Annotated in this window: 19 protein-coding genes; 6 read left to right on the top strand and 13 right to left on the bottom strand. The window is 35.5% G+C overall.

The window, feature by feature from the left end; translation table 11 throughout:
* Positions 1-124: 124 nt before the first annotated feature.
* From J0871_RS11665 to J0871_RS11640, 6 genes are all read right to left on the bottom strand, one after another.
* The gene (locus J0871_RS11665) at positions 125-580 is read right to left on the bottom strand and encodes a KTSC domain-containing protein (RefSeq protein WP_208225433.1); all 456 of its coding nucleotides are present in this window, start codon (positions 578-580) and stop codon (positions 125-127) included.
* A gap of 319 nt (positions 581-899) precedes the next feature.
* Positions 900-1,115 carry a VF530 family protein gene (locus J0871_RS11660; RefSeq protein WP_208225431.1) on the bottom strand — a complete coding sequence of 72 codons (216 nt, stop codon included), beginning with the start codon at positions 1,113-1,115 and terminating at the stop codon, positions 900-902.
* Between the two features lie 2 nt (positions 1,116-1,117).
* Positions 1,118-2,419 carry a DEAD/DEAH box helicase gene (locus tag J0871_RS11655; RefSeq protein WP_208225429.1) on the bottom strand — a complete coding sequence of 434 codons (1,302 nt, stop codon included), beginning with the start codon at positions 2,417-2,419 and terminating at the stop codon, positions 1,118-1,120.
* 213 nt (positions 2,420-2,632) lie between these two features.
* Positions 2,633-3,085, bottom strand: a complete 453-nt coding sequence (locus J0871_RS11650) for a cold shock domain-containing protein (protein WP_037321592.1) — start codon at positions 3,083-3,085, stop codon at positions 2,633-2,635.
* Between the two features lie 220 nt (positions 3,086-3,305).
* Positions 3,306-4,010, bottom strand: coding sequence for a TVP38/TMEM64 family protein (locus tag J0871_RS11645; RefSeq protein WP_208225427.1), 705 nt, complete (start codon positions 4,008-4,010; stop codon positions 3,306-3,308).
* Positions 4,011-4,019: 9 nt separating this feature from the next.
* Positions 4,020-4,880 (bottom strand): SdiA-regulated domain-containing protein, encoded by an 861-nt coding sequence (locus J0871_RS11640; RefSeq protein WP_208225425.1) that lies wholly within the window; start codon positions 4,878-4,880, stop codon positions 4,020-4,022.
* Between the two features lie 772 nt (positions 4,881-5,652).
* Here J0871_RS11640 and J0871_RS11635 point away from each other — a divergent pair.
* Positions 5,653-7,956 carry a transglycosylase domain-containing protein gene (locus J0871_RS11635; protein WP_208225423.1) on the top strand — a complete coding sequence of 768 codons (2,304 nt, stop codon included), beginning with the start codon at positions 5,653-5,655 and terminating at the stop codon, positions 7,954-7,956.
* Positions 7,957-8,116: 160 nt separating this feature from the next.
* Here J0871_RS11635 and katE read toward each other — a convergent pair whose 3' ends face one another.
* Positions 8,117-10,267, bottom strand: coding sequence for a catalase HPII (katE, locus tag J0871_RS11630; RefSeq protein ID WP_208225415.1), 2,151 nt, complete (start codon positions 10,265-10,267; stop codon positions 8,117-8,119).
* Positions 10,268-10,411: 144 nt separating this feature from the next.
* Here katE and J0871_RS11625 point away from each other — a divergent pair, with 144 nt between their 5' ends.
* Positions 10,412-10,891: a hypothetical protein gene (locus J0871_RS11625; RefSeq protein WP_075326829.1), complete on the top strand. Its 480-nt coding sequence runs from the start codon at positions 10,412-10,414 to the stop codon at positions 10,889-10,891.
* 166 nt (positions 10,892-11,057) lie between these two features.
* Here J0871_RS11625 and J0871_RS11620 read toward each other — a convergent pair whose 3' ends face one another.
* Positions 11,058-12,572: a DEAD/DEAH box helicase family protein gene (locus tag J0871_RS11620; protein ID WP_075326828.1), complete on the bottom strand. Its 1,515-nt coding sequence runs from the start codon at positions 12,570-12,572 to the stop codon at positions 11,058-11,060.
* Between the two features lie 158 nt (positions 12,573-12,730).
* Here J0871_RS11620 and J0871_RS11615 point away from each other — a divergent pair, with 158 nt between their 5' ends.
* Both J0871_RS11615 and J0871_RS11610 read left to right on the top strand, forming a co-directional pair.
* Positions 12,731-13,429 carry a Crp/Fnr family transcriptional regulator gene (locus tag J0871_RS11615; protein WP_208225413.1) on the top strand — a complete coding sequence of 233 codons (699 nt, stop codon included), beginning with the start codon at positions 12,731-12,733 and terminating at the stop codon, positions 13,427-13,429.
* 119 nt (positions 13,430-13,548) lie between these two features.
* A complete protein-coding gene (locus J0871_RS11610) occupies positions 13,549-14,115 on the top strand; it encodes a hypothetical protein (RefSeq protein WP_208225411.1) in 567 nt (188 codons plus the stop codon).
* Between the two features lie 56 nt (positions 14,116-14,171).
* On the opposite strand, the gene cysM is transcribed toward J0871_RS11610, so the two are convergent.
* Positions 14,172-15,056 (bottom strand): cysteine synthase CysM, encoded by an 885-nt coding sequence (gene cysM / locus J0871_RS11605; RefSeq protein WP_208225409.1) that lies wholly within the window; start codon positions 15,054-15,056, stop codon positions 14,172-14,174.
* Positions 15,056-15,844, bottom strand: coding sequence for a serine O-acetyltransferase (locus J0871_RS11600; protein WP_208225407.1), 789 nt, complete (start codon positions 15,842-15,844; stop codon positions 15,056-15,058). Before J0871_RS11600 ends, cysM begins: the two co-directional genes overlap by 1 nt.
* 473 nt (positions 15,845-16,317) lie before the next feature.
* Between J0871_RS11600 and J0871_RS11595 the strand changes: the two genes are divergently transcribed.
* A complete protein-coding gene (locus J0871_RS11595) occupies positions 16,318-17,532 on the top strand; it encodes an MFS transporter (protein ID WP_208225406.1) in 1,215 nt (404 codons plus the stop codon).
* On the opposite strand, the gene J0871_RS11590 is transcribed toward J0871_RS11595, so the two are convergent.
* From J0871_RS11590 to J0871_RS11580, 3 genes are all read right to left on the bottom strand, one after another.
* Positions 17,521-19,374: a T9SS type B sorting domain-containing protein gene (locus tag J0871_RS11590; protein WP_208225404.1), complete on the bottom strand. Its 1,854-nt coding sequence runs from the start codon at positions 19,372-19,374 to the stop codon at positions 17,521-17,523. The two genes, J0871_RS11595 and J0871_RS11590, sit on opposite strands and share 12 nt — an antisense overlap.
* A gap of 115 nt (positions 19,375-19,489) precedes the next feature.
* Positions 19,490-20,011, bottom strand: a complete 522-nt coding sequence (locus tag J0871_RS11585; RefSeq protein WP_208225402.1) for a DUF6155 family protein — start codon at positions 20,009-20,011, stop codon at positions 19,490-19,492.
* Positions 20,012-22,255, bottom strand: a complete 2,244-nt coding sequence (locus J0871_RS11580) for an FUSC family membrane protein (protein ID WP_243870482.1) — start codon at positions 22,253-22,255, stop codon at positions 20,012-20,014.
* A 303-nt stretch (positions 22,256-22,558) separates the two neighbouring features.
* Here J0871_RS11580 and J0871_RS11575 point away from each other — a divergent pair, with 303 nt between their 5' ends.
* Complete coding sequence (locus J0871_RS11575) at positions 22,559-23,554, top strand: NADP-dependent oxidoreductase (protein ID WP_208225400.1); 996 nt, start codon at positions 22,559-22,561, stop codon at positions 23,552-23,554.
* The last annotated feature ends 194 nt before the right edge of the window (positions 23,555-23,748 follow it).

Below are 23,748 nucleotides of genomic sequence, written 5' to 3'. Positions count from 1 at the left end.
CGTCATCCTGAACTCGTTTCAGGATCTAACATGATTATAATTAATTTAATATTAGAACCTGAAACGAGTTCAGTTTGACAAAAATAGATCTTTCAAACAGCCTCTTTTTATGCCTAAAATCTAATTAAGCTGTTTCCAACTCAAGATCTTTCTTAGATTTTCTATATAAAAAAGAACTATAGATATTTCTTTTCGCAAATCTCACTTGTTTGTCTGAACTGATGAACTTCATAAAAAGCTTCTTGTTCACGCCAAAATATTCGTAGGTAGTACCGTTGGTAAAAGAGATTTCAAGTAGGTTTCCTTTGTGCTGGTAATCTGCAATTCCGGCTTCGTTTATAGTGCGGTTATATTCTTCAAGGTTGGCTTCGCGAGTTTGTGGCGCAATGCTTACCAAAAAGTGATAACCATCTATAATCTCTTTGCTCTTAATTTCGGCTTCGGCGTGCTTCTCGTCGGTTTCCCTAAATTTATCGGGATGCCATTCTTTAACCAGATTTCGGTAACTGGTTTTAAGTTCTTTAAGGTCTATCTCTTTTTCAACTTTAAAGAGCTTTTTATATTGATTTACACGCTTCATTTTTTTTATTTTAAATAAGCGGCAAAACTACTTCTTTTTATCGGATAATAAATAGGTTATTCTCCTACCCTTTTCCTTTATTTTCTCTAAAATTTTAGAAAGTACATCCAGTTGAGCAAATGGTAAGTAACCAAACCAGCAATTAAAGCTATTACCAGCTTTAAACCATTAAATCTTAACCATTGTAAAATGCTTCTCATCAAAATATCCAGCGAAATTTCCGATTTTACCTCAAAACCGAACTATCAAAGATATCTGTAATTATTGAATTAATTTTACGGAAATCCGCATTAATGGTAATAATAGGGAAATTCAGTACTTAAAGCGATTCAAGGTATAAATTCTCTACTTTGGTTCTTGCCCAGGGCGTTTTTCGTAAAAACTTTAAGCTGGATTTTATAGAGGGGTCCTGCGTAAAACATTTAATATTGATGCGTCTTCCCATTTCTTCCCAGCCATATTTTGCTACCAGAAATTCTAAAATTTCGGCAAGTTTTACACCGTGTAACGGATTATTAGGTTGTTTAGATTCCATATTTAAATATAACGCACCCTCACTTTTTTCTTTTTAAGCCTGGAATTGTTAAGCGTTGAAATAAGTTCTTCAGCCTTCTCATTTGGCACAGCTACAAATGCACAATCCTGTTTTAGTTCTATAAGTCCCAGTTCTTCTTTTTTAAGATTCCCCTGCTTTAAGAAAAGTCCGGCGATATCTCCTTTTGAAATTTTATCTTTTCTTCCTCCCGAAATAAACAAGGTAGTTTTTTCAACTTCATCGGTATTGTTTTTTTTATTCTGAATTTTATAATCATTTGATTTAATAAAATCTGGAAGGGTTCTTCTATCTGAAAGTACATAAGCAATTCCCTCCTGGTGCATTCTCGCGGTACGCCCATTTCTATGGGTGAACTCTGAAGCCTTAAAAGGTAATTGATAATGAATTATAAAATCAATTTCGGGCACATCTATTCCACGCGCAGCAAGATCGGTAGCGATCAAAATTCGATGCGTTCCATTTCTAAATTTAATAAGTGATCTTTCCCGGTCTTTTTGCTCCATTCCGCCGGAAAAAATTCCGTGCTCAATATTATTTTTATCCAGGAAATCACTTACTTCAGCTATGCTATCTTTTAAATTGCAAAAAATAATTCCTGAGCCTTCAGCATTTTCCGAAAGTAAATTTACAAGGCTTTGCAATTTGGTTTTTGGATTTACCTGTATGGTTTTAATTTTCAGAGATGGCTGTTCCCCTTTTAAATAATCTATTCGCTTCGGATTTTTAAGACCTACAAAACCCGGAATATCAATATTTTGCGTTGCTGAAGTCAGGATGCGTTTATCTAAACCGGAAAGCTCCCCAATAATTTCTTTCATTTCATTTTCAAAACCTACTTCTAAAGATTTATCAAATTCATCTAAAACCAGCGCTTTAATATTTTTGGTGGAGAAAGTTTCTCTTCTAAAATGATCGGCAACCCGGCCGGGCGTACCTATTAAAATGGCGGGAGCATGTTGCAGTTCTATTTTATCTTTAGAAAAAGCTCTGCCGCCATAAACAGCGTTTGCTTTAAAACCGGCACCCATTTCCCGGGTAACCTGTTCAATTTGAATAGCGAGTTCACGAGAAGGCACTAAAATTAAAGCCTGCACTTCTGCGAGGTCTGGATCTAAATTCTCGAGCAAGGGTAACAAAAACGCCAGTGTTTTGCCCGATCCTGTAGGTGATAATAAAACCGTGTTTGAGTTTTCACCAATGCTTTGGTAAGCTTCCTGCTGCATAGCATTAAGCTGGGAAATCTCCAATTTGTCCAGGATTTCCTGTAAATTCTTAGTTTGCATGTTAATTGAAATAATAAAGTCTTAAACCAGACTTTAAAGGGAAATACCCCGTTAGGAAAGATAAAAAAGAAAGGTTCAGCAATAATTAATAGATTACCGAACCTTTTATGGGTGTTGAGATTTACTCGATAATTGAGGTTTTATACTTAAATGGCTAGCGTAGAAAAATTAAATAATTTCTACTCTAAATACCTCGCGAGTTTGTTCGAAAGTTTACTGTTGCTTAACGCGAACAGCGTTCATACCTTTCATTCCTCGTTCCAGTTCAAAAGTTACCTTGTCGTTTTCGTCAATCTCATCGATTAATCCGGTAACGTGAACAAAATATTTTTCGTTGTTTTCAGAATCTATAATAAACCCGAAACCTTTAGAATGATCAAAAAATGAGACCTTCCCGTTTCTTTGCGGATCTTCTTCTGGCATATCCTCTTTCTTAGGAACACCAATTTCTATACTTTCGGCTTCAACTTCAACTTTTTGAGAAGGATCTGGTGGAGTATCGGTAAGATTTCCATCAGCATCTACATAAGCGATCATATCTTCAAAATTACCGCCTTTGTTAGAGTTCTCTTTGCGCTCCTGCTTCTTAGCCTCTTTTTCTTTACGCTTTTTTATTTTCTTTTTTTCTTTTTCAGTTTTACTGAATGTCTGCTGCGATTTGCCCATTAATTAATTTTAATTAGTAATTGAGTGAGTAAGCTTGAATTTTTTTCCTGAAGATTTTTGTGGTAGTAACCCGGCTTGTAATGCCATTAATCTTCAATAAATGTAAAGAATCCTGGTTAGGACACTGCTTAAACTTCTACAAAGATAAGTGATAGAAATTAAATTACTTAATTTGAAGCGAATAAATAATTTACGAATTCTTAAAACTACTACTTCCCTCCTATTTTTTACGTTTTTTCTTATCCCACCAAACGTATAAAATAAAAATAACCAAACTTACAATAGAACCCCAAAGAAGTCCGGTTTTAAGGCCATCTGTACTTTTGCCTATTATTGCAATAAAAATTGTGAGGGGTGCAATTCCTACAAGGGTTGCGCCAATAAAACGCCAATAGCCCATTTTAAGAATTCCGCCTACAAAACTAATCGCATCATTTGAAAGAAACGGATTAATCCTGGTAACAATTACTGCCCAAAAGCCGTAATCTTCAATAAAATCCTCAATTTTATTTTCATTTTTTGGGCCTATTAATTTTTGAACAATTACCGGCCCAAAATAACGCCCTATAAAGTAGCCTACGCTTGAAGCTGTAAAAATAGCAGCAAAAATAATGAGACTTCCAAAAAAAGGCCCGTAAGCCAGTATTGAAACTACCATTAAAGCAACTGATGGAATCACGATTAAAAACATTTGCGCCACCATAGCCAGGATAAGTATTGTTGGCCCCAACCATCCAAATTGGGAAACCCATTCAGTGATACGCTCTTCATTATTACTGGTTAACACCTCCCAGGCGTTGGAGAAAAATTCCCTTACCCCGGGAATAAAGAAATAAGCCGCAATCAAAGCAGCTATTATAATTCCAGAAACAATTAGTGGGACTTTACTTTTTTTTACGGAGGTAGTCTCAATAGAATCGGGCATAGAATTTATTTAATCGTTTAGTTTAACTCTCAAAATATTTGCGGGTTGTCTCCTACTTTCGTTAGAAATATATAGCCTATTTTCCTCATCAAAAGCGAGACCTTCAGGCTGGGTAAAAGTTTCAGGATCAAGAAGATGAATTTTCGCCTCGTTTCCATCCTGGTCCAGGATGATTAATTTTGGCTGATTTCCTTCTAAAATATATAATTCACCGGTAGTTGGATGAAACCTAATAGAAGAGGGTCTAATAATTTGGGAAGACTTCCCCCCTCTTAGTTTTTGGTAAATTTCATCGGCCCCGTTTAAAGTGAAGAGTCGTTCTTTATTTACTTTTTGGGCAGTAAGGTTAAAGGTGTAAATTCCTTTGGTTTCTTTTCTATTGTTGTATTCTTTAACCGCAAATAATAAGCGCTTATTTTTAGCATCAAACTCCAGGCTTTCAATGCCATTACTATCTAATCCAGATATTTGATAAGTGTTTATTTCGGGATTATTTTCCCTAAAACCGGCTACTTTAAAAATTTTACCATCACTTCTTACAACATAAGCCGTGTCTTCTATTACTGTTATATCTTCATAATCACCGCTTTCCCCAAAAGAAATTCTGGATGTGATTTTTGAGGTTTCTATATTGAAAATAAAAATCATCCCATCTTCATCCTGAATACAGGCAACCTCGTTATTTCCTAGGTAGCCTATGCCAGATATTTCCTGCAGGATTGGGGGTAAATTCCATTTCTCCTCAATAGTATAGGTCTTATTATCGTCATCAAAAGATAAGTAACTGTTATTCTTAAAAGCCCAGAAAATGCATCCAGCGAGAATGAACACCCCTACTACAATACCAATTACTATTTTATTCAATTTCATATAACTCGCTCCAAGTTGATTTCTAAAATAGGTTTAATATTAAAGTCTGCCACCATAATTAAATATTATTAACACCCGGTTTTTAAAATTACCAAAAAATACCGGCCGAAACTTCCCCTAAAAACCCCCTATTTGTTAAAAGTAAGTTAATTTAGTACTATTTATAGCATAGTACTGTAACAAACCAAATTCAATGGAGTCTATTAGATATAAACCTTTAAATTTTAGAAATTATGAAAACTTTTGAAACAATTAGCCGACCATTTTTTAACCAGGAAAAGAAGAACTCTAAAAGTACCTGGACCAGTAAAAGACGTTATTTAAAATAATCACTAAAAATTAGAAATCATGAAAAATTCAGTAAACCTTCGTTCATTTTTAAATCAAAGTAAGTCCAATAATCGTAGTAACTGGGAAATTAAACGCCGTTACCTTTAAATTTAACACCATGAAAATTCAGGAGTATATTAATTTAAACTGTGGAAGTACGCGAGAGCCCCAGGTATTTGGTAAAAAACCACGTAACAAGTTCCGTGAAAATTTTACCAGGAACACCTGGTGTTTAAACCTTAGACCTATGAGTTAACCTTAAAAACATTAGCCTTATGGAACTCAATAAACCTTAGCCGGTATACCTTAAAAAGTAGCCGGCTTTTTATTTTCAAAGATTTGGATATTGCTGAATGTCTGAATTTTAAAAAAACTTAAAATATCTTTAAAATTTAATTTTGGTTTGTATGGTATTTGTTTATTTGTACCAATTAAACCTCCTATGCTAAACAAGATTAAAAAATCTCCCAAAATAAAATGGGCTCTAATAATACTTCTAAGCCTTTTTGCTCTCTTTTTACTGTTTTTTGCAAGTATTTATTTTGGAGCCTGGGGCCAACTCCCCTCCTCTACCGAATTAAAAGAGCTTAAACAGAACAGGGCTACCGAAGTTCTGGCCAAAAACGGAGAACTTATTGGCAAATTTTATGTGTTTGATAGGCAACCTATTACCTATAAAGAACTTCCAACCCATTTAATAAATGCCCTTGTGGCTACCGAAGATGCACGGTTTTTTGAACATGATGGTATCGATAATCGAAGTTTGTTACGCGTTGTTTTTAAATCAATTCTGCTTCAGGATGATTCGGCCGGCGGCGGGAGTACCATTAGTCTTCAGCTAGCTAAAAATATCTACGGAAGAAAGGATTACGGGGCTTTAGGGATTGTGGTAAATAAATTCCAAGAGGCCATTATTGCCAAAAGACTGGAAGATATATATTCAAAAGAAGAAATTATCAGGCTCTATTTTAATACCGTTCCTTTTAGTGACAATACTTTCGGAATTGAGAGTGCTTCTATGAAATTTTTTGGAAAGCATACTTCAGAAATAAATCTTGAAGAAGCTGCAGTTTTGGTAGGAACTTTAAAAGCTTCCCATTCGTATAATCCCAGGATTTTTCCTGAACGAAGTCGGTTACGCCGGGACGTGGTTCTTGAACAAATGGGGAAATATGGCTATTTAAGCGAAGAAGAAGTACAGGAAGCCAAGCAGCGCGAATTGGTATTAAATTATAAAAATTACAGTCACGATAAAGGCCTTGCGTCCTATTTTAGGGAACAGGTTAGAAAAGATGTAAGCAAAATTCTGGATACGCTTAAAAATAAAGACGGAAAGAAATTCAATATTTACCGGGACGGTTTGAGTGTGCACACTACCCTGGATGTTAAGATGCAAACTTTAGCTGAAGAAGCCTTAAAAGAACATTTGCAAAATTTACAAAAACAACACGAGGATGCCTGGGGAAGTGCAGCGCCCTGGTTAACAAACCGGGAAATTGTAAACGATGCTTTAAAAAGAACTTCAGCCTGGAAAAATCTTGAGAAAGAAGGTCGTAGTGAGACTGAAATTATGGATGTTTTAACCCAGGAACATCCAACCGAATTATTCAGTTATGAAGGTACAGAAACCAAAAATATAAGTACACGAGACAGTGTTGCCCATTATCTCAAATTCCTTAATGCGGGAATGTTGGCGGTAACTCCACAAACCGGGGCTGTACAGGCCTGGGTTGGCGGGGTAAATTTTGAACATTTTCAATATGACCATGTATCCCAAAGTAAACGCCAGGTAGGCTCTACGTTTAAGCCTTTTGTGTACACCGCGGCTTTAGAAAACGGTATAGAACCCTGTGAATATTTTTCGGCACGGGAGGTCACTTATGCAAAGGGATGGACCCCTTCAAACTCCGGTAGCGAAGAAGAAGATCCGCATATGAATTACAATTTAAAAGAAGCATTAAGTAAGTCTATGAATACCATTGCCGTTAAAGTGCTTATGGAAACTGGTATTGAAAACGTGGTGAACCAGGCTAAAGCAATGGGAATTAAATCAGATTTACCCCAAGTGCCCTCTATTGCCCTGGGAACTGCCTCTTTAAATTTAACCGAATTAACCGAAGCTTACACTCCTTTTGTAAATAATGGAAAAACCAGCAAAGCTTTTTATATCACCAAAATAGAAGATGGCGAGGGCAATATTTTAGCTGAATTTAAACCTGAAATTTCTGATAACAGAAGTCTTTCTGAAACCAACAGGAAAATCATGATAGAAATGATGAAAGCTACGGTAAATGAAGGTACAGCAACCAGGTTAAGAACAACTTACGGATTAAGAAACGATATTGCAGGAAAAACAGGAACTACCCAAAATAACAAAGATGGTTGGTTTGTGGGAATAACCCCAAATCTTCTCGCCGTAACCTGGGTAGGAGCTGACGATCATAGAATTGGGTTTAGAAACACTTATATTGGGCAGGGTGCTAATTCGGCTTTACCGGTTTTTGCAAAATTAATGCAGAAAATGAATAACGATCCCGAATTTAATAATATTACACAGGCAAGATTTGCACCTCTTTCTGCAGAAATTAAAGAAATGATGGATTGCGATCCTGAAAAACGCGATGGTTTCTTTAAGCGACTTTTTGGAGGTGGTGATAAAGATGAAACCAAAAAACCAGAAAAAGAAGAAAAAAAGGAAAAGAAAGGCTTTTTTAAACGACTTTTTGGCGGAAAGGATAAAGATTAAAAAAGAGACTGTTTGAAAAGTCTAATTCCGTCAGGCTGAACTTGTTTCAGCTTATAATTTATTTAGATTATAAAATCTTAGATTCTGAAATAAATTCAGAATGACGACTTATAAAACTTTTCAAACAGTCTCAATATTTATAACCTACTTCAGAAAAAATTTATGCAGGAATACTATCCTTTTCCTCTCTTTTCCAAAAACGGTGTTGTCCTATAGCTTTAATAAATTCTGATGATTTATTTTTTCCTACAATCACCCCATCTTCAGCAAGGTTTTTCTTATCCAGTTTATTCCAGAAATAAGTTTCTTCAATTAAACCGTTTTCCTGGGCTGTAGCAATTGGCTTACAATGTTTGTAACCTTCGTTTAAAAAATGAATCGCTTTCGGAATTTTCTTCAGTGCCATATGGGCTTTTTCGCCAGCCGGAACATAAAAAGCGTCAAATACTACAGAAGCACTGGTTCTAAAAGCTTCATCTACTTTTAGTGATTTACCATCGGCGGTTTTAACTTTAGTAGAATTTGGTCCAAGAATTTTTACCATTGCGCCTTCTTTATCCAGGGCTTTCTTCATATCGTTAACCGATTTATCATCTATACCATCTGCGCATAAAAACGCTACTTTTCTGGTTGCAATATTTCCAAATCCATTGTGCATCATACTTAATGCAGGGTCTTTATCTAAAGACGGATTGCTCTTAGTAGGTTCATAACGTTCTGGATCAAAATCTGCAGGAACTCCATGATTTAATTGTGTTTTTTTCTTTGGTACAGGCATTCCCAAATTAGATGCAACTTCTTTTGCCAATTCTTTACTTACCTCGTTTAATAAACCAAGTACTCTTTCCCTTACTTCTGCCATATCTACTTTTCCCAGTTCAAAACTGAAAGCATTAATAATGTGTTGCTGCTCAACTTCGCTCTGGCTGTTAAAGAACAAAGTAGCCTGGCTAAAATGATCTTTAAAACTTTCGCTGCGTTCACGTACTTTTTTAGCATCAACTTTTTCAGGATAACTATCAAAACCACCCTCTGCAATTTTAGCCTGGAATGGGCACCCATTTCCTAAAGAATTTGGCTGATAACTGGTTTGCCCTTTATTAATTTGCTGACGCATATGCCCATCACGCTGGTTGTTGTGCATTGGTGCGATTGGACGGTTTATTGGGATTTCGTGAAAGTTTGGTCCTCCCAGTCGCTTCAGCTGGGTATCGGTATAAGAGAATAACCTACCCTGGAGTAACGGATCATTAGTAAAGTCTATGCCGGGTACAATATGGCCGGGATGAAAGGCTACCTGTTCAGTTTCTGCAAAGAAATTATCGGGATTCCGGTCTAGCACCATTTTACCAATTTTCTTTACCGGTACCATCTCTTCCGGAACTAGTTTTGTAGCATCTAGAAGATCAAAATCAAATTTATGCTCATCTTCTTCAGGAATTAATTGAACTCCTAACTCCCACTCTGGGAACTGGCCGTTTTCTATTGCTTCCCAAAGATCTCTTCTATGAAAATCGGGATCGTTTCCTGAAATTTTTTGAGCTTCGTCCCAGGCAACTCCATGAGTTCCTAACAATGGTTTCCAGTGGAATTTCACAAAAGTTCCTTTTCCCTCTTTATTTACAAATCTAAAGGTATGAACGCCAAAACCTTCCATCATTCTTAAACTTCTTGGAATTGCCCTGTCACTCATAGCCCACATAATCATATGCATAGACTCTGGCATTAGGGAAACAAAATCCCAAAACGTATCGTGTGCTGAAGCTGCCTGCGGAATTTCGTTATGTGGTTCTGGCTTTACAGCGTGAATTAGATCTGGGAATTTTATAGCATCCTGGATAAAAAACACCGGGATATTATTTCCTACCAGGTCATAATTTCCTTCTTCAGTATAAAATTTAACCGAAAAGCCTCGAACATCCCTGGCTAAATCGGTTGAACCTTTAAATCCAGCCACAGTAGAAAATCTTGTAAACACCGGGGTTTTCTTGGATGGATCCTGTAAAAAACCAGCTTTGGTATATTTCTCCATAGATTCGTATACCTGGAAATATCCATGCGCTCCAGAACCGCGAGCGTGCACTATTCTTTCTGGAATTCTTTCGTGGTCAAAATGGGTAATCTTTTCTCTTAAAATAAAATCTTCGAGTAAAGAAGCGCCCCGATCTCCAGCTTTAAGAGAGTTTTGATTATCATTAATTCTAACGCCCTGGTTGGTGGTTAAAAACTGTTCCTGGCCATCTTCCCGATTTTTTTCCAGGTCTTCATGCTTCTTATTTTTGGAAGCTTTTTTCTTTCCGTCATCTTTCATAATTATAATTTTTTATTGGTTCCTTTAAAATTCATAAATAAATGGCTGTAATAAAATTTAGCGCTGTTAAATAAATCCTATAATTACTAATGTGCTTTTGAAGCAGGTAAATATTCCGCAATTTTGAAATTCAAGAAGGAAAAAATGAAAGAAAATACTGCCAAATTCAGCAAACTGGATTACCAAATTAGCCATTGGATGTATAAATATGGGAAACCCATTTTACGATTTTCACTGGCCATAAATTTTATTTGGTTTGGAGCTTTAAAAGTGGTTTGGGATAGCCCGGCGCAGGAACTTATTGCAGCTACTGTTTTTTGGTTTGATCCTGAATTTTTTATTCCTTTTTTAGGGGTTTGGGAGGTTTTAATAGGCGTATTTTTACTCTCTAAACGCACGCTAAGGCTGGCAATTGTTTTACTGGTATTACAAATGCCCGGAACATTTTTACCTTTTATTATTTTACCTGAAGTTTGCTTTGAAAATTTTCCATTTGTGCTAACTACCGAAGGCCAGTATATTATTAAAAACCTGGTGTTAATTAGCGCAGCTATAGTAGTTGGTGGCTCGGTTAGGGAAAGGGAATTTATTGAGCGGGATGTAAAATCTGCAGATACCGATTAATTCTATTTCTTCTTCTTAAAGATTCTGAACCCGCCAGACGCCCAAGGCAGGTTCAGAAAAAAAATCCCGCTTCGAAAATCTTCGCAACGAGATCTATTAGTTTGTATTTTGACTTCAACTAATATGGAGTATAATCAAGAAAAAACTTACTTGACGTAAAAACCACTTAAAATTCTTTATTAATGGCCATTCGCAATTTTCGGGAGTAATCTTCTTCCAACCAATCGCGGTAATTTTTAGTGCTCTTGCTTATACAATAAGAATATTGCTTAATGCGAGAACTAATATCATCTTTAAGCTCTTTTGCAAGGATTCTTGCATCAAAAACATCTTCAGAATTTTCTACGCACATTTTTACGTGCTGCTCCATAGACCATTCTAAGACTGCTTTAGATTTTAATCCTTTTTTAATCACTTTATCGTAAGCTTCTTCAACGTCAAAATCTACATCTTCGGTATTAGAAAATTGTTCCCTAATTTCGGGAGGCATTACGTATTTAAACTCACGCTCAATTTCTTCGTCACTTAACAGATTTTCAAAATAGAAATCTGGTGCTCTAAAGATTTGTTTCCAGTCTACCGGAGAACTCCATTCGCCAAAACGGGCCAGGTTATTCCCTAAATCTATGACGTTAAATTCAGATTTTCCAGGTAAAACCCTGGAGCCACGACCAATCATTTGAAAATAAAGCGTTAAGGATTTTGTAGCACGATTCAATACAATAGTTTCTACCGTAGGTTCATCAAACCCGGTGGTAAGAATACTTACTGAAGTTACAATAGCATCAGGCGTATGCTTAAACCATTTTAAAATATCTCTTCTATCCTGTTTACTGGTAGTATTATCTAAATGCCGAATAGGTAAACCTGCATTTCTAAAAGTCTCATAAACTTCAATAGAAGTATTAATACCATTATTAAAAATAAGGGTTTTCTTTCCCTTAGAGCGTTCGTAATAAGCGGTAAGCAGTTTTTCCTGCATGGAAATATTAGAATATAACTCTTCTGAAGATTTTACGGTATAATCTCCATTCATTCCCACCTTTAAACTGGTAAGTCCTACGTTATAGCTATAGGTATTTGCACGGGCCAAAAAGCCTTTTTCAATAAGTGAGCCTATAGAATCTCCTACAATGAGTTCACGGTAGTTATCCTTCATAGGTAATTTTATGTTAGAGCTAAGCGGCGTGGCCGTTACCCCAAGAATAAAACACTTCTCAAAGAATTTAAATAGTTTCCGGAATGAATTATAATGTGCCTCATCTATAATTACAAGCCCAATATCTTTAATTTCCAGCTTTTCATCGTGCAAGCGGTTATTTAAGGTTTCTACCATAGCCACAAAACACATATAGTCTTCCTGATCTGGTAATTCTTTAACCTTGGAATTTATAATTTTATTACGCACGCCAAACCCATCTAACATATTAGAGGTTTGCTTACACAATTCTATTCTATGAGTTAGAATAAGTACTTTCTTTTCGGTACGTTGTATGTATTCACGCACCATTTGTGAAAAAATAACCGTTTTACCACCACCCGTAGGTAATTGGTAAAGCAGGTTATAATGTTCAGGATGCTTATCTATCACATTAAAGATCTTGTCTATATCTTTTTGTTGATAGTCATAAAGTTCCTTGTCAACTTTTTTGTCTTCTATTCCAAAGGTTTCCACCGCCATAATTTTTTTTCAGATCTGCAAGTTTGCAAAAATAGCTGATTTCTTAGGTTTAAAGAAATATTTACGACAGAAATACAATTTAATAATTAGGAAATGAGTAATTTTAGAATTCATTTTTTGTTCCCTCCCGAAGGTTTTATAAATCAAAACAATTGATTATGAATCAAAAAGGAAAGGGAAATGCATTGGGATTAAAAACCATTGAAAACAGTATTCTTTTCAAAGATTTTGATAAAGAATCTTTACTGTTGATTGCTTCCCAGTTTATTATAGAAAAATGGCCTGCTCATACCTGCAGTAGCTGTTATCAATTAAGGCATAAATTTCATATTATTATTTCGGGCCGTTTAAAAGTTTTTAAAACAGATAAAAGAACGGGACGGGAATTTACTTTGTTTTTACTTAGAAAAAATGACTTCTTTGATGTTATAACTTTAATTGAAGACTGCTCTCACAAATTATATTATGAGTCTTTGGAAGATGTAAAAATGTTATCTACACCTATTTTAATTGTACGCCGGTGGTTAATTAAATATCCTATGTTAAATCAAAGATTGCTCCCTTATTTAGGAAAACAACTTTTAAATATAGAAGAGTATGCCGTTAATCACACTCTTCTGGAAATTCCCGCTCGCCTGGCCAGTCTAATTTTAAAGAATATAAATCAGGAATCAAAAAAGCTGGAATTTATTAATGACCTGTCTAATGAAGAAATTGCCAATTTAATAGGATCTACCCGCGCTGTAGTAAACAGGCATTTCCAGGAATTTAAGCATGAAGGAATATTGAAATTAGGAAGAAAAAATATGGAAGTTATAAATTTAACTCTACTTATAAAGAAAGCGACCAACCAGTAAAATTTTTTCAATTAAAATTTGTTAAATATTATATTAGTGATACTTAAGTAGTTTTACTTCAAGTAATACTCGATTAACTTTAGAGAACAATTATTTATTAATCTCTAAATTAAATTATTATGAGAAAGTTAATCTTAAGCTTACTTTGTATTGCCTTTTTAGGGATGGCATATTCACAGAATGTAATTAAGCTAGACGAATTAAAAATGGACTTAAATCCAAAATCCCTTGAAATTGAAGAATCTTCCAATTCATTAACCTATAATGTGAGTGAAGATTATGTAGGCCAATTTCATTCCAACCCAATGAAATATGCCAGGCAGAATTTTAGTATTATGGACTTTATTACTGCCAACCGCGATAAAGAATACGATACATATCAGGTTACTTTTATCACCAATAAAGGGAGTTTAAAAGTTAATTATAATAACCTGGGAGAAATTATTTCCAGTAGTCAAAAATTTATCGATATAAATTTACCTTATAATTCTTTGATAAGTGTTCTAAAAGCTAACAAGGGTTATAGCATTGTTGGTACAAAGCATTTAGCATTCTCCAGGGCTGGAGGGGAAATTAATAAGGAGTTTTACAAGGTGAAGCTTGAAAATGGTAAGAAAAGCAAGACTGTAAAGATGAATATTAACAGAGACGCATCAGGCGTGGCAGTGGCAACAATTGTTGAATAACCCAATTTTTAATTTATACTCCGGAAATTAAACCATTCAACTTCCGGAGTAATTCTTTATTCAAAAAGATTAGAAGACAAATACCGGTCTCCCCTATCGCAAATTATGCTTACCACAATCCCTTCTTCCAACTTATTGCATAATCTAATTGCTGCAGCTGCAGCACCTCCACTGCTCATTCCGGCAAAAATTCCTTCTTCAACAGCGAGTTTTTTAGTCATAGCCACGGCCTCTTCTTCACTTACTTCCAAAATTCGATCAACTCTCTCTGGTTTAAAAATCTTTGGTAAATAAGCTTCAGGCCATTTTCTAATTCCGGGGATACGAGAATCGTCGGTAGGTTGAACTCCAACAATTTGAATGTCTTTATTTTTTTCTTTTAGATAGGTAGAAGTTCCCATTATGGTACCCGTGGTTCCCATTGAGGATACGAAGTGGGTGATTTTATGTTTGGTGTCGTTCCAAATTTCAGGTCCTGTAGTATTATAATGCGCCTGCCAGTTATCGTTATTACTAAACTGGTTAATCATAAAATAATCGCCACCAGCCATTTTTTCTTCGGCATAATCGCGTGCTCCTTCAATACCACCATCTGCATCAGTAAGCGTAACTTTTGCTCCATAAGCACGCATAGTTTGTACTCTTTCTATAGTAGAATTTTCTGGCATTACCAGTTCTATATCCAGTTTAAATAATCCGGCTATCATTGCCAGTGCAATTCCTGTATTACCACTAGTGGCTTCAATGAGTTTAGTTTCTTTGGTAATATCTCCCCTGTCTAATGCGCTTTTAATCATATTATAAGCGGCCCTATCTTTTACGCTTCCGCCGGGATTTTGACCTTCCAATTTAAAATATAGCTTAACATTAGGGTTTTTAATAAGCGTTTGTACTTTTACGAGAGGCGTATTTCCTATTAGGTCTAATATAGAATCGTTCATTATTTACTCGTCTTTTTAATATTAATTTGAGGTGTATGGGAAACCATAGAATTTTTAGGTACCGAAGCGGTTAACCAAACATTTCCTCCAATAATACTATTAGCACCAATTACCGTTTCCCCACCAAGAATAGTAGCGTTGGCGTAAATAGTAACATTCTTTTCTATAGTGGGATGCCTTTTTATATCTTTTAGGTTACGGTCTACAAAAAGGGCGCCCAGGGTAACTCCCTGGTAAATTTTCACATTATCTTCTATTACCGCGGTTTCCCCAATCACTACACCGGTTGCGTGGTCTATAAAAAACGGCGTTCCTATTTTCGCGCCGGGATTAATATCGGTTCCTGTAAGGCCGTGGGCACATTCTGCCATTAGACGTGGCACCAGCGGAAGTCCGAATTTATAAAATTCGTGACTAAAACGGTAAATAGCAATGGCGAAAAAACCTGGATAAGAGAGAATTACCTCTTCCAGCGAGTTTGCCGCGGGATCGTTTTCTGCAATGGCAAGGGCATCTTTATTCAGTTTTTTAAGAATTCCAGGTAATCTATCTAAATATTCCTGCCAAATATCACGGCAGGGAGTTTTGGGTTCCCAGCAAACAAGGTCTGCCAGTTCTTCAAAATCTTTACCCAGTTTAATAATATTCTCTTCTACCGGTGTTTCTTCATCAAACAGCGTGTAAAAGAGGTTATTGGTAAAAGCCTCTGTTTTCTCTTTTATACTGAATTTTAAATTCGGTAGTTTTTTTTGTGCTTTTATTTGTTCTATAACCTCATTCTGGCTCATTTAAAACTATAATTTTAGAATGATAATCTTTGATTTATTCAAATGTAAACAATAGCCAGTCAAATTACATTTAAATTGCTATAAATGCTTTCAATAAGCCTATTTAATTTTTAAAATATTAAATATTCAAGCTAATATTCTGCTAGTTAATATTTTCATAATTAACTAACAGCCAGTTTATTATAAGTATATCTTTATTCTATTAATCAATAAATATAAATAAAATGGCACAGCAAGCAAATCACAAAAAGGACGATGCAAAGAAGGAGCCTAAAAAATCACAGGCAGCACCAAAAAAGCAACCAGCCAGAGAAGGAAAGCCTAAAAAATAATTTAGGTTTATTCAAAAAATCGAAATCCAGGCCACCTCACAAGGGTGGCTTTTATATTTCAAGGAATTTAAACACATACTTTTCTCTATTGTTTGCCTGTAGTCTTAACTTTGGAACTTTTAAAAATTGAAATAGAACAGTTTGAAAGATTATTTCTACTTTTTACGAGAAAATTATAGGAAAGTCAGTTTTGGCTGGCTACTTACATTTCTATCCAGTTTTGGGCAAACTTTTCTAATTTCATTATATGTTCCAGAAATTGTAAAAGCTTTTTCAATAACCGAAGGTACTTTTGGAGCCATTTATGCAGGCTGTACGGTAGCAGCTTCCATAATAATGCTTAGCGTGGGGCATACCGTAGACCATAAACCGGTGAAAAAAGTAACCGCTTTCACCGTGTTAAGTCTTGGACTTTCCAGTATCTTGCTGGGGCTTTCTTATCATATCGCTATACTTTTTGTTGCTTTAATAGGCTTAAGACTATGCGGGCAGGGATTAATGAGTCATATTAGTATGACTATAATTTCCAAATATTTTGATAAAAACCGCGGAAAAGCACTTAGTATTTCTTCCCTGGGATATTCTATGGGAGAAGCTATTTTTCCTATTATTATTACTTCAATAATTGCGTTTTTTGATTGGCGAATGGCAGCTATTATTAGTGGTATCGCTCTCCTACTCTATTTAATACGCTTAAAATTCACAAACCTAATAGCCTTTGATAAGCAACTTTCTACCGAAGGAAAACCTTCTACCTGGTTGCTTTTAAAAGATTATAAAAGCGTGGTTTCCGATAAACGCTTTGGGATTATGATGCCTGCCAGTTTTATTTTAGGTTTTACCAACACTGCTATTTTCTTTTATCAATATGTATTTGTAGAAGATAAAGGCTGGTCTCCGCAACTTTATGCAACATTTTTTACGGTTTATGCTATTTCAAGATTTATATTTTCCCTGGTTGGTGGCACATGGGTTGATAAATTTACCGCGAAAAAAATGTTTAGAATATATCTCATTCCAATGACTTTAGGTCTTATTCCTTTTGCTTTAATGGATAGTATTATTGGTGCACTTTTATTCCTCATTACTGCCGGTATCACCGGTGGAATGGCAGGAACGGTAAAAACCTCTTTAATTGCTGAAATTTACGGAACCGAAAAAATGGGTGCCATTCGAAGTGTTTTTACCATGTTTATGGTTATTAGTACTGCTTTAGGCCCTTTATTAGTTGGATTTATGATTGATGGTGGCCTTGATTTTAGTACAATTATCCTGGTAATATTTGCGGCAATGCTTTTAATAAACATTAACTCACAACGAATAAAAAATATTAGTAAAAAAGCTTCACCGCTTTAAACTAAAAGAGCCTTTCAGCGTTTTAAAGCCTTCAATTTTAATATGATACCAGTAATCGTCTGACGGAAGGGAACGGCCGTCTAGGGTGCCATTCCAGTTAAAATTTTTACCATCATCTGCTTTTATTAACTTCCCGTAGCGATCAAAAATTCTTATTTCTGAAGAAGGAAAATATTCGAGTCCGTTAATGCTGAAATTATCATTATATCCATCTGCATTTGGGGTAATAAATTTTGGGATCACAATATGCGGAAATTCCTGCATTAAGGTATTACACGAATAAAGATCGCGCATATAAATGGTATAAATTTCGCCGGGAACCAACGTAAAAATATTTGAGGATTGAAAATTAGTACCATCTATAGAATATTCGAAATCACCTTCGTTGGCTGGGGTAATCACTATATTTTCTTCCTCTGAAATTACCGATTCAATCTCGGCAATATCAACCTGGTTAATTTCAAAGTTTTTAGTGGTAGAGCAGCCTTCAGCCGTGGTAAGAACCACGCTATAATTCCCCGCAGAATTTATTTCTATTTGTTCAGAATTCTCCCTGGTGGACCATTGATAGGAAAGCCCCGGTAACCCGGCTTCCAGGATTAAACTGGCCCCATCACAAAGTTGTAGAACTTCATCTTCAACCTGTGGAGTTTCATTTATAGTAAATTCTATCGCTGTTTTAGCACTCGGGGTACATTCTAAGCCTTCATTTAAAGCTTCAACATAATAAGTGCCGGGTGATTCGGGCAGATAAGATGTGGTATTTTGCGCCAGTAAATTATTATTTTCATCATACCAGTTCGCTACTTCATTTTCTTCTATTGCAACATTTAAAGTTGGAATTTCTTCATCACTACAAATACTCACATCACCCCCGCTTTGTGGTGGCTCAGGAGTTTTTAAAATATTTACAGTAAAAATTTCTGAAACAGAACTGCAAAGATTAGCGCTTAAATTAACGGGATCTTCGGCTACTTTCACCCTGTAATACCGGGAATTATTTAAGGCGGGAGTATTATAGATTTCGTCATTTTCACCGGGAATATTTATCCAGGTTTGATTATCGCTACTTTCCTGCCACTGGTAGGCGTGAGTGTTATACACCGAATAATCTGGAGTTGCTTCCAGGCTAAGGTTTACAGGGGCTTCTTCTGCACAAATATCTATTCTGTTTTCATCATTTTCAGCAGTAACCGTAGTAAGATCGCCGCAAGATCTAAAAATTATATCGTCTATGGCAAGATCATTTCCGCAGCCGCCATCACCATTATTGAACATTTTTAGAATTACAGAATCCTGCCCTGCTTCGGTTTGAAAAGTAAGTGCGTATTGCTCCCATTCCGGACTGCTTTGTGAGGGAATATTTCCTGTATTTCCTTCTTTTAATAAGTTCGCATCGTTCTCATCCCAAATTTCAAAACGTACATTTATAGGAATTCCACCATCTGGACATACTGTACTGGAACGATTGTAAATATTAATTAAATAGGCAGAAAACTCATAGGTAGTGTTTTCGCAAAGGCCGTTAATTTCTGTGCGGTAAAATCTGCCAGAACTAAAAGAAGCATTTACAATTAAAGCATCGCGATTTGAAATGGTGCCGTTGGGTAAACTTGAATGCCAGGAAGTGATTACCCTTCCTATTTGGCTGGAAAGTGTATATTGTCCATCCTGTGGATCCTGGTTTACATAAGTATAATTAGTAGTGCCGGCAGGTAATTGCGAGACGGTTTCAAAATCTTCATAAAAAATAGGGTCACCCTTGCTCCCTTCACAAAAGCCTAACTGGGCAAAACCTGAAGTGCAAATTATAAGAAAACAAAAAAGAAAGAAAACTTTCATTAATTATAAGGTCAATCCCATAGGAAAAAGCATCTCTGGCTTAAATCCATTTCCGGTAGTATGCCAATAATAGATTCCAGCATCATGCTGGTTTCATTTTCTCAAATGTACACAATTACGGCGCGTCTTGAAATTGCATTTCAACTTTTTCGAATTTGTAAGCATTTGGCCAGCTTTGATTTTCAGCTTCGGCAGCTATTTTTAAAATTCTTTTTTTAAATTCAGGAAGTACGCCTTCTTTCAGAATAAACTTCACCGCTTCTTCAAAAGATTTGAAGATACTTTTACAAAATGCTTCTTTTAAATTGCTTTTTTCTTCAGCAAAAGTTTGGGCAATTTCAATATTAAAAAGCATTAAATCTGCGGTTAAATGGGGTTCTACCCCAAGTTGTTGGAAATGTTTAATTTCCTTTTGGGCAATAGATCTACGGGCTTTTGGTTTGCGCCTGGTTTCAGGAAAATATTCTTTAGAAATCTTTAATTTGGCCTTCCGCATTAGTTCTTCTTCCCGCGGATTAAACACAAAATCGTAAAAAACCTTTACCGGTTTAAAACGTTCGTAGAGATCTACAATTTGCTCTTCCAGCTGCTCCTTATCTAATTCCTGAAGGTATTTTTTTAATTGGCGTTTACTCATTTAGCTGAAGTTTGTTTTCGCTATGGTCTTTTGAAGGTTTTCTGAAATTTCTAATAACCATTGTACCTGGCTACTTACTAATTGAGCTTCCTGCAACCTTAATTGTACATCTTTTTGGTCTTTTACGGGATCTTCCTTTAACTGATTTTCCCTTTCTACCAGTAATTCTTTATAGGTTTTTAATAAAGCTGAAGCCGCTTTTTCTGTGCGGGCAGTGTCAAAATCTTTTAATGTTTCCTCTTCTTCTAATCCTTTTATGGCATTTTCTAAATTAGTACAAATATGGGACACAAAAACTTCAAAATTCTTAGAAGCTGCCGTGGTTTTATGATTTTGAATAAAAGTTCCCAGCGAAGCTAAAGCCGAAAGAAAAGTTTGATTTAAACCTACAATTTTATAAAGCTGGCTTAATTCTTTCTGTTTGTATTTAGGTTCCTGCGTCATACGTTGAAATGAAGCACTTAAATTACCCATTTCTAAAAATGCTTTTTTCCTTGAGAGTTTATAAGAGGTTGGCAAAGTTCCTTTTATATGATAAAAACTATCAATTTCTTGCAGGTAATTTTTGTTGGCTCCAATACTTTCTTTAACCACATTTTTAATATGTTGTGACTCCCAGGCCGGCCATAAAATAAAATTACCAAGGGCAGCAAGGCCCGCTCCCAATACGGTATCTATAACCCTAAACTGAATCACATTAAAAACATCTGGTTTTAAAAGCGAATAAATAAATACAATACTCAAAGTAATAAAAACAGCTGCTGTACGGTAGTTACGTTGAATTAGGGAAAAAGCAAGAGTAAGGGAAAACAGTCCTAAAATACCATAAACTACCTGGTTTTTTGTTATAAAAACAATTCCCAGGGCGATTACCGCACCAATTAAAGTTCCCACTATTCGCTGTTTAGACCGGTCTTTGGTAAGTCCGTAATTGGGTCTCATAATTACCACAATAGTGAGAATTATCCAGTAAGCATTTTCAAAAGAAAAATATAATCCTATGCTGAATCCTACTAAAATTACAATAGCCAGCCTTAAGGAATGCTTAAAAATTGGAGAACCAAAATTGAAGTTTTCAACAAGCATTTTAGGGTCGTAATCTTGCGGAGTAATAAATTGGGAAACTTCTTTATTTTTCAGCAAAACCGGTTCCCGGGTATCTAAATTATGTAAAACCCTAACTATGGTATTTATTTTTTGTCCCTGCTTTTCTAAATAATCGAATAAATTTTGAAGCAGAAATGTTTTCTCATTATTTTCTGAAGAAATAAGCATCCGAACTTCCTGGAAATTTTCTTCTACAGCCTTTAAATATTGCCTAATTTCTTTTGTTGAAGATTTCTTTTTCTTCTCTATAACCACCGAAATTTCATCAAGCTGAAAAGCAATTTTTTTAATCAATTTTTTAAAACGCTCCAACAATTCGCGATCTTCCTGTAAAACTTCGTCCATTTTACTGTAATCTACAGGATTGGCCATTGCCAGCTCTAAAATATCTACTAATTCAATAAAAATTAATAAGCGTTTTCGGGCATAATTTGAATTCCCCGAGGCACGCCTGGCGTTTATAAGAATATTGCGTAAACTTTCGTGTTTTTCGTTAAGATCGGTTTGAAGAATAAATAATTCCTTCTGAAGTTTTTCTCTTTTAGCGGTTTCAGTAAGTAAATGCGCCCTTGTTTTTAAGTATTTCGCGGTAAGTTCAAGACATTCGGCTAAAAGCTGTTCGGTATGGTGTTTAGGGTTTAGAAAATTCCAGATATTACTTAAAACCAAATACCATAAACCACCTCCAACAATAAGTAAACCGCGTTCCCAGGGTAGAATTTCAGTAGAAATATTTGCAAAACTTAGTACAATGGCAAATAAACCGGCAAAAGCTACCAGTGATGCCCTAAAACCGTAAACCGCGAGATAGGCAATACCAAACATTAATATTCCTAAAAATGGTAAAACAAGCCATAGATAAGCTGAAGCATAGCCCATAATTATAGAAACAATACCGGCCAGAATAGCTGCAAGAATCACCCCTATATTCCTGTGTCTAAAACTCCCGGGTATATCACTAGGAGAACTTAACAACGCGCCCATTGCGAGAACAACTCCAATTTCAAAATTCCCCAACCAAATAAAAATCCCCACAGGTGAACCTATAGCAAAAGTGAGTACCATTGCCTTAGAGAAATCGGTGCTTCTAATATATTTCAGGAATTCCTGCCAGTAAGTAAGTATAATGTTAGGCAAATCTTATGCGTTTATCGAAGCAAAGTTACGGTGTATTATAGAGTATCAACCAATAGTTTAAGAAATGATAACATTTGAAACATAAATTAGATTACGGTGCATCTTGCTACGAACTCATTCTTTTCGGTTTAATCCATTTCGGTTTTTTGGTAGTAAGCAGCTTAAGAAATGATTTTAAGTTTAAATTAATAATTGTGAGTTGCAGGGTTCTATTCTTCGCAGTAATTTAAACAAAAGCTGAATTTTGCTTGCCGTGATATAATTAAGAAAATTTCAGTATTAAAATAATTAAATAGTTTAGAAATGAATAAGAGTATACTTTTAAAGGACCGCCCGAAGGGAAAACCTTCTTTATCAGATTTTGAAATTACCGAAATTGAAAAACCTTCACCAAAAGAGGGAGAAATTCTATTGAAGACGAAATATATTTCAGTAGATCCTTATTTACGCGGAAGAATGCGAGATGAAGAATCTTATATTCCTCCTTTTGAACTAAACAAGCCCATAGAATCTATGTTGGTTGCTGAAGTTATTGAAAGCAAAAACAAGGATTTTAAAACTGGAGATGTTATAAGTGGAATGTTGAAATGGGAGCTTTATCAAACTCATTCTGGTGAGAATTTGAATAAAATTGACACCAACCTGGCCAAACCAAGTGCCTACCTGGGCATTTTAGGTTTAACCGGGCTAACCGCTCATTTAGCATTGAAACATATTGGAAAGCCTGAAAAAGGTGAAACTCTTGTTGTGTCCGGGGCAGCCGGTGCTGTTGGAAGTGTAGCCGGACAAATTGGAAAAATTAAAGGCTGCAGAGTTGTTGGCATTGCAGGAAGTGATGAAAAGATTGATCATATAAAGAAGAAATTCGGCTACGATAAAGGCATCAATTATAAAACCACTGAAAATATGCAAAAAGCCATTGAAAAAAATTGTCCCGATGGCGTAGACGTTTATTTCGATAATGTAGGTGGCGAAACCCTGGACGCAGTTATGATGAATATTAATCGTTTTGCCCGAATTATAAATTGTGGCGCGATTTCTATTTACAATGAAAATGGAATGCCGACGGGCCCTAGACTTGAAGGTATTATGATTAAAAAAAGTGCTTTAATGCAGGGCTTTTTAGTGCGTAATCATTTTGACGAATTTGAAAGTTCTATTAAAGAATTAGCAGGATGGTTAAATGAAGGAAAACTTAAATACGATGAAACTATTGTAAAAGGTTTCGATGAAACACCGCAGGCATTTTTAGATCTTTTTGAAGGAAAAAATACCGGAAAAATGGTAGTTGAAATTTAAGGAGCACCCTCTAAATGTTAGACATTAAAAAAGCGTGTTTGAAAAATTCCTAACACGCTTTTTTATTGAGGGTGTAAATTAAACTCTGTCTGAATTGAATTATTTATTAATTTCATTCATACAGAATTATGACAACAAAAGAACAACAAGAATTCGAGAAGAAGGTACTTGACCAGTTCATGTCTGGCAAGAGC

The organism is Salegentibacter sp. BDJ18 (genome assembly GCF_017579965.1).
Lineage (GTDB): Bacteria > Bacteroidota > Bacteroidia > Flavobacteriales > Flavobacteriaceae > Salegentibacter.
Note: the sequence above shows the minus strand (reverse complement) of the source record. Positions and strands in the feature narration are given on the sequence as shown.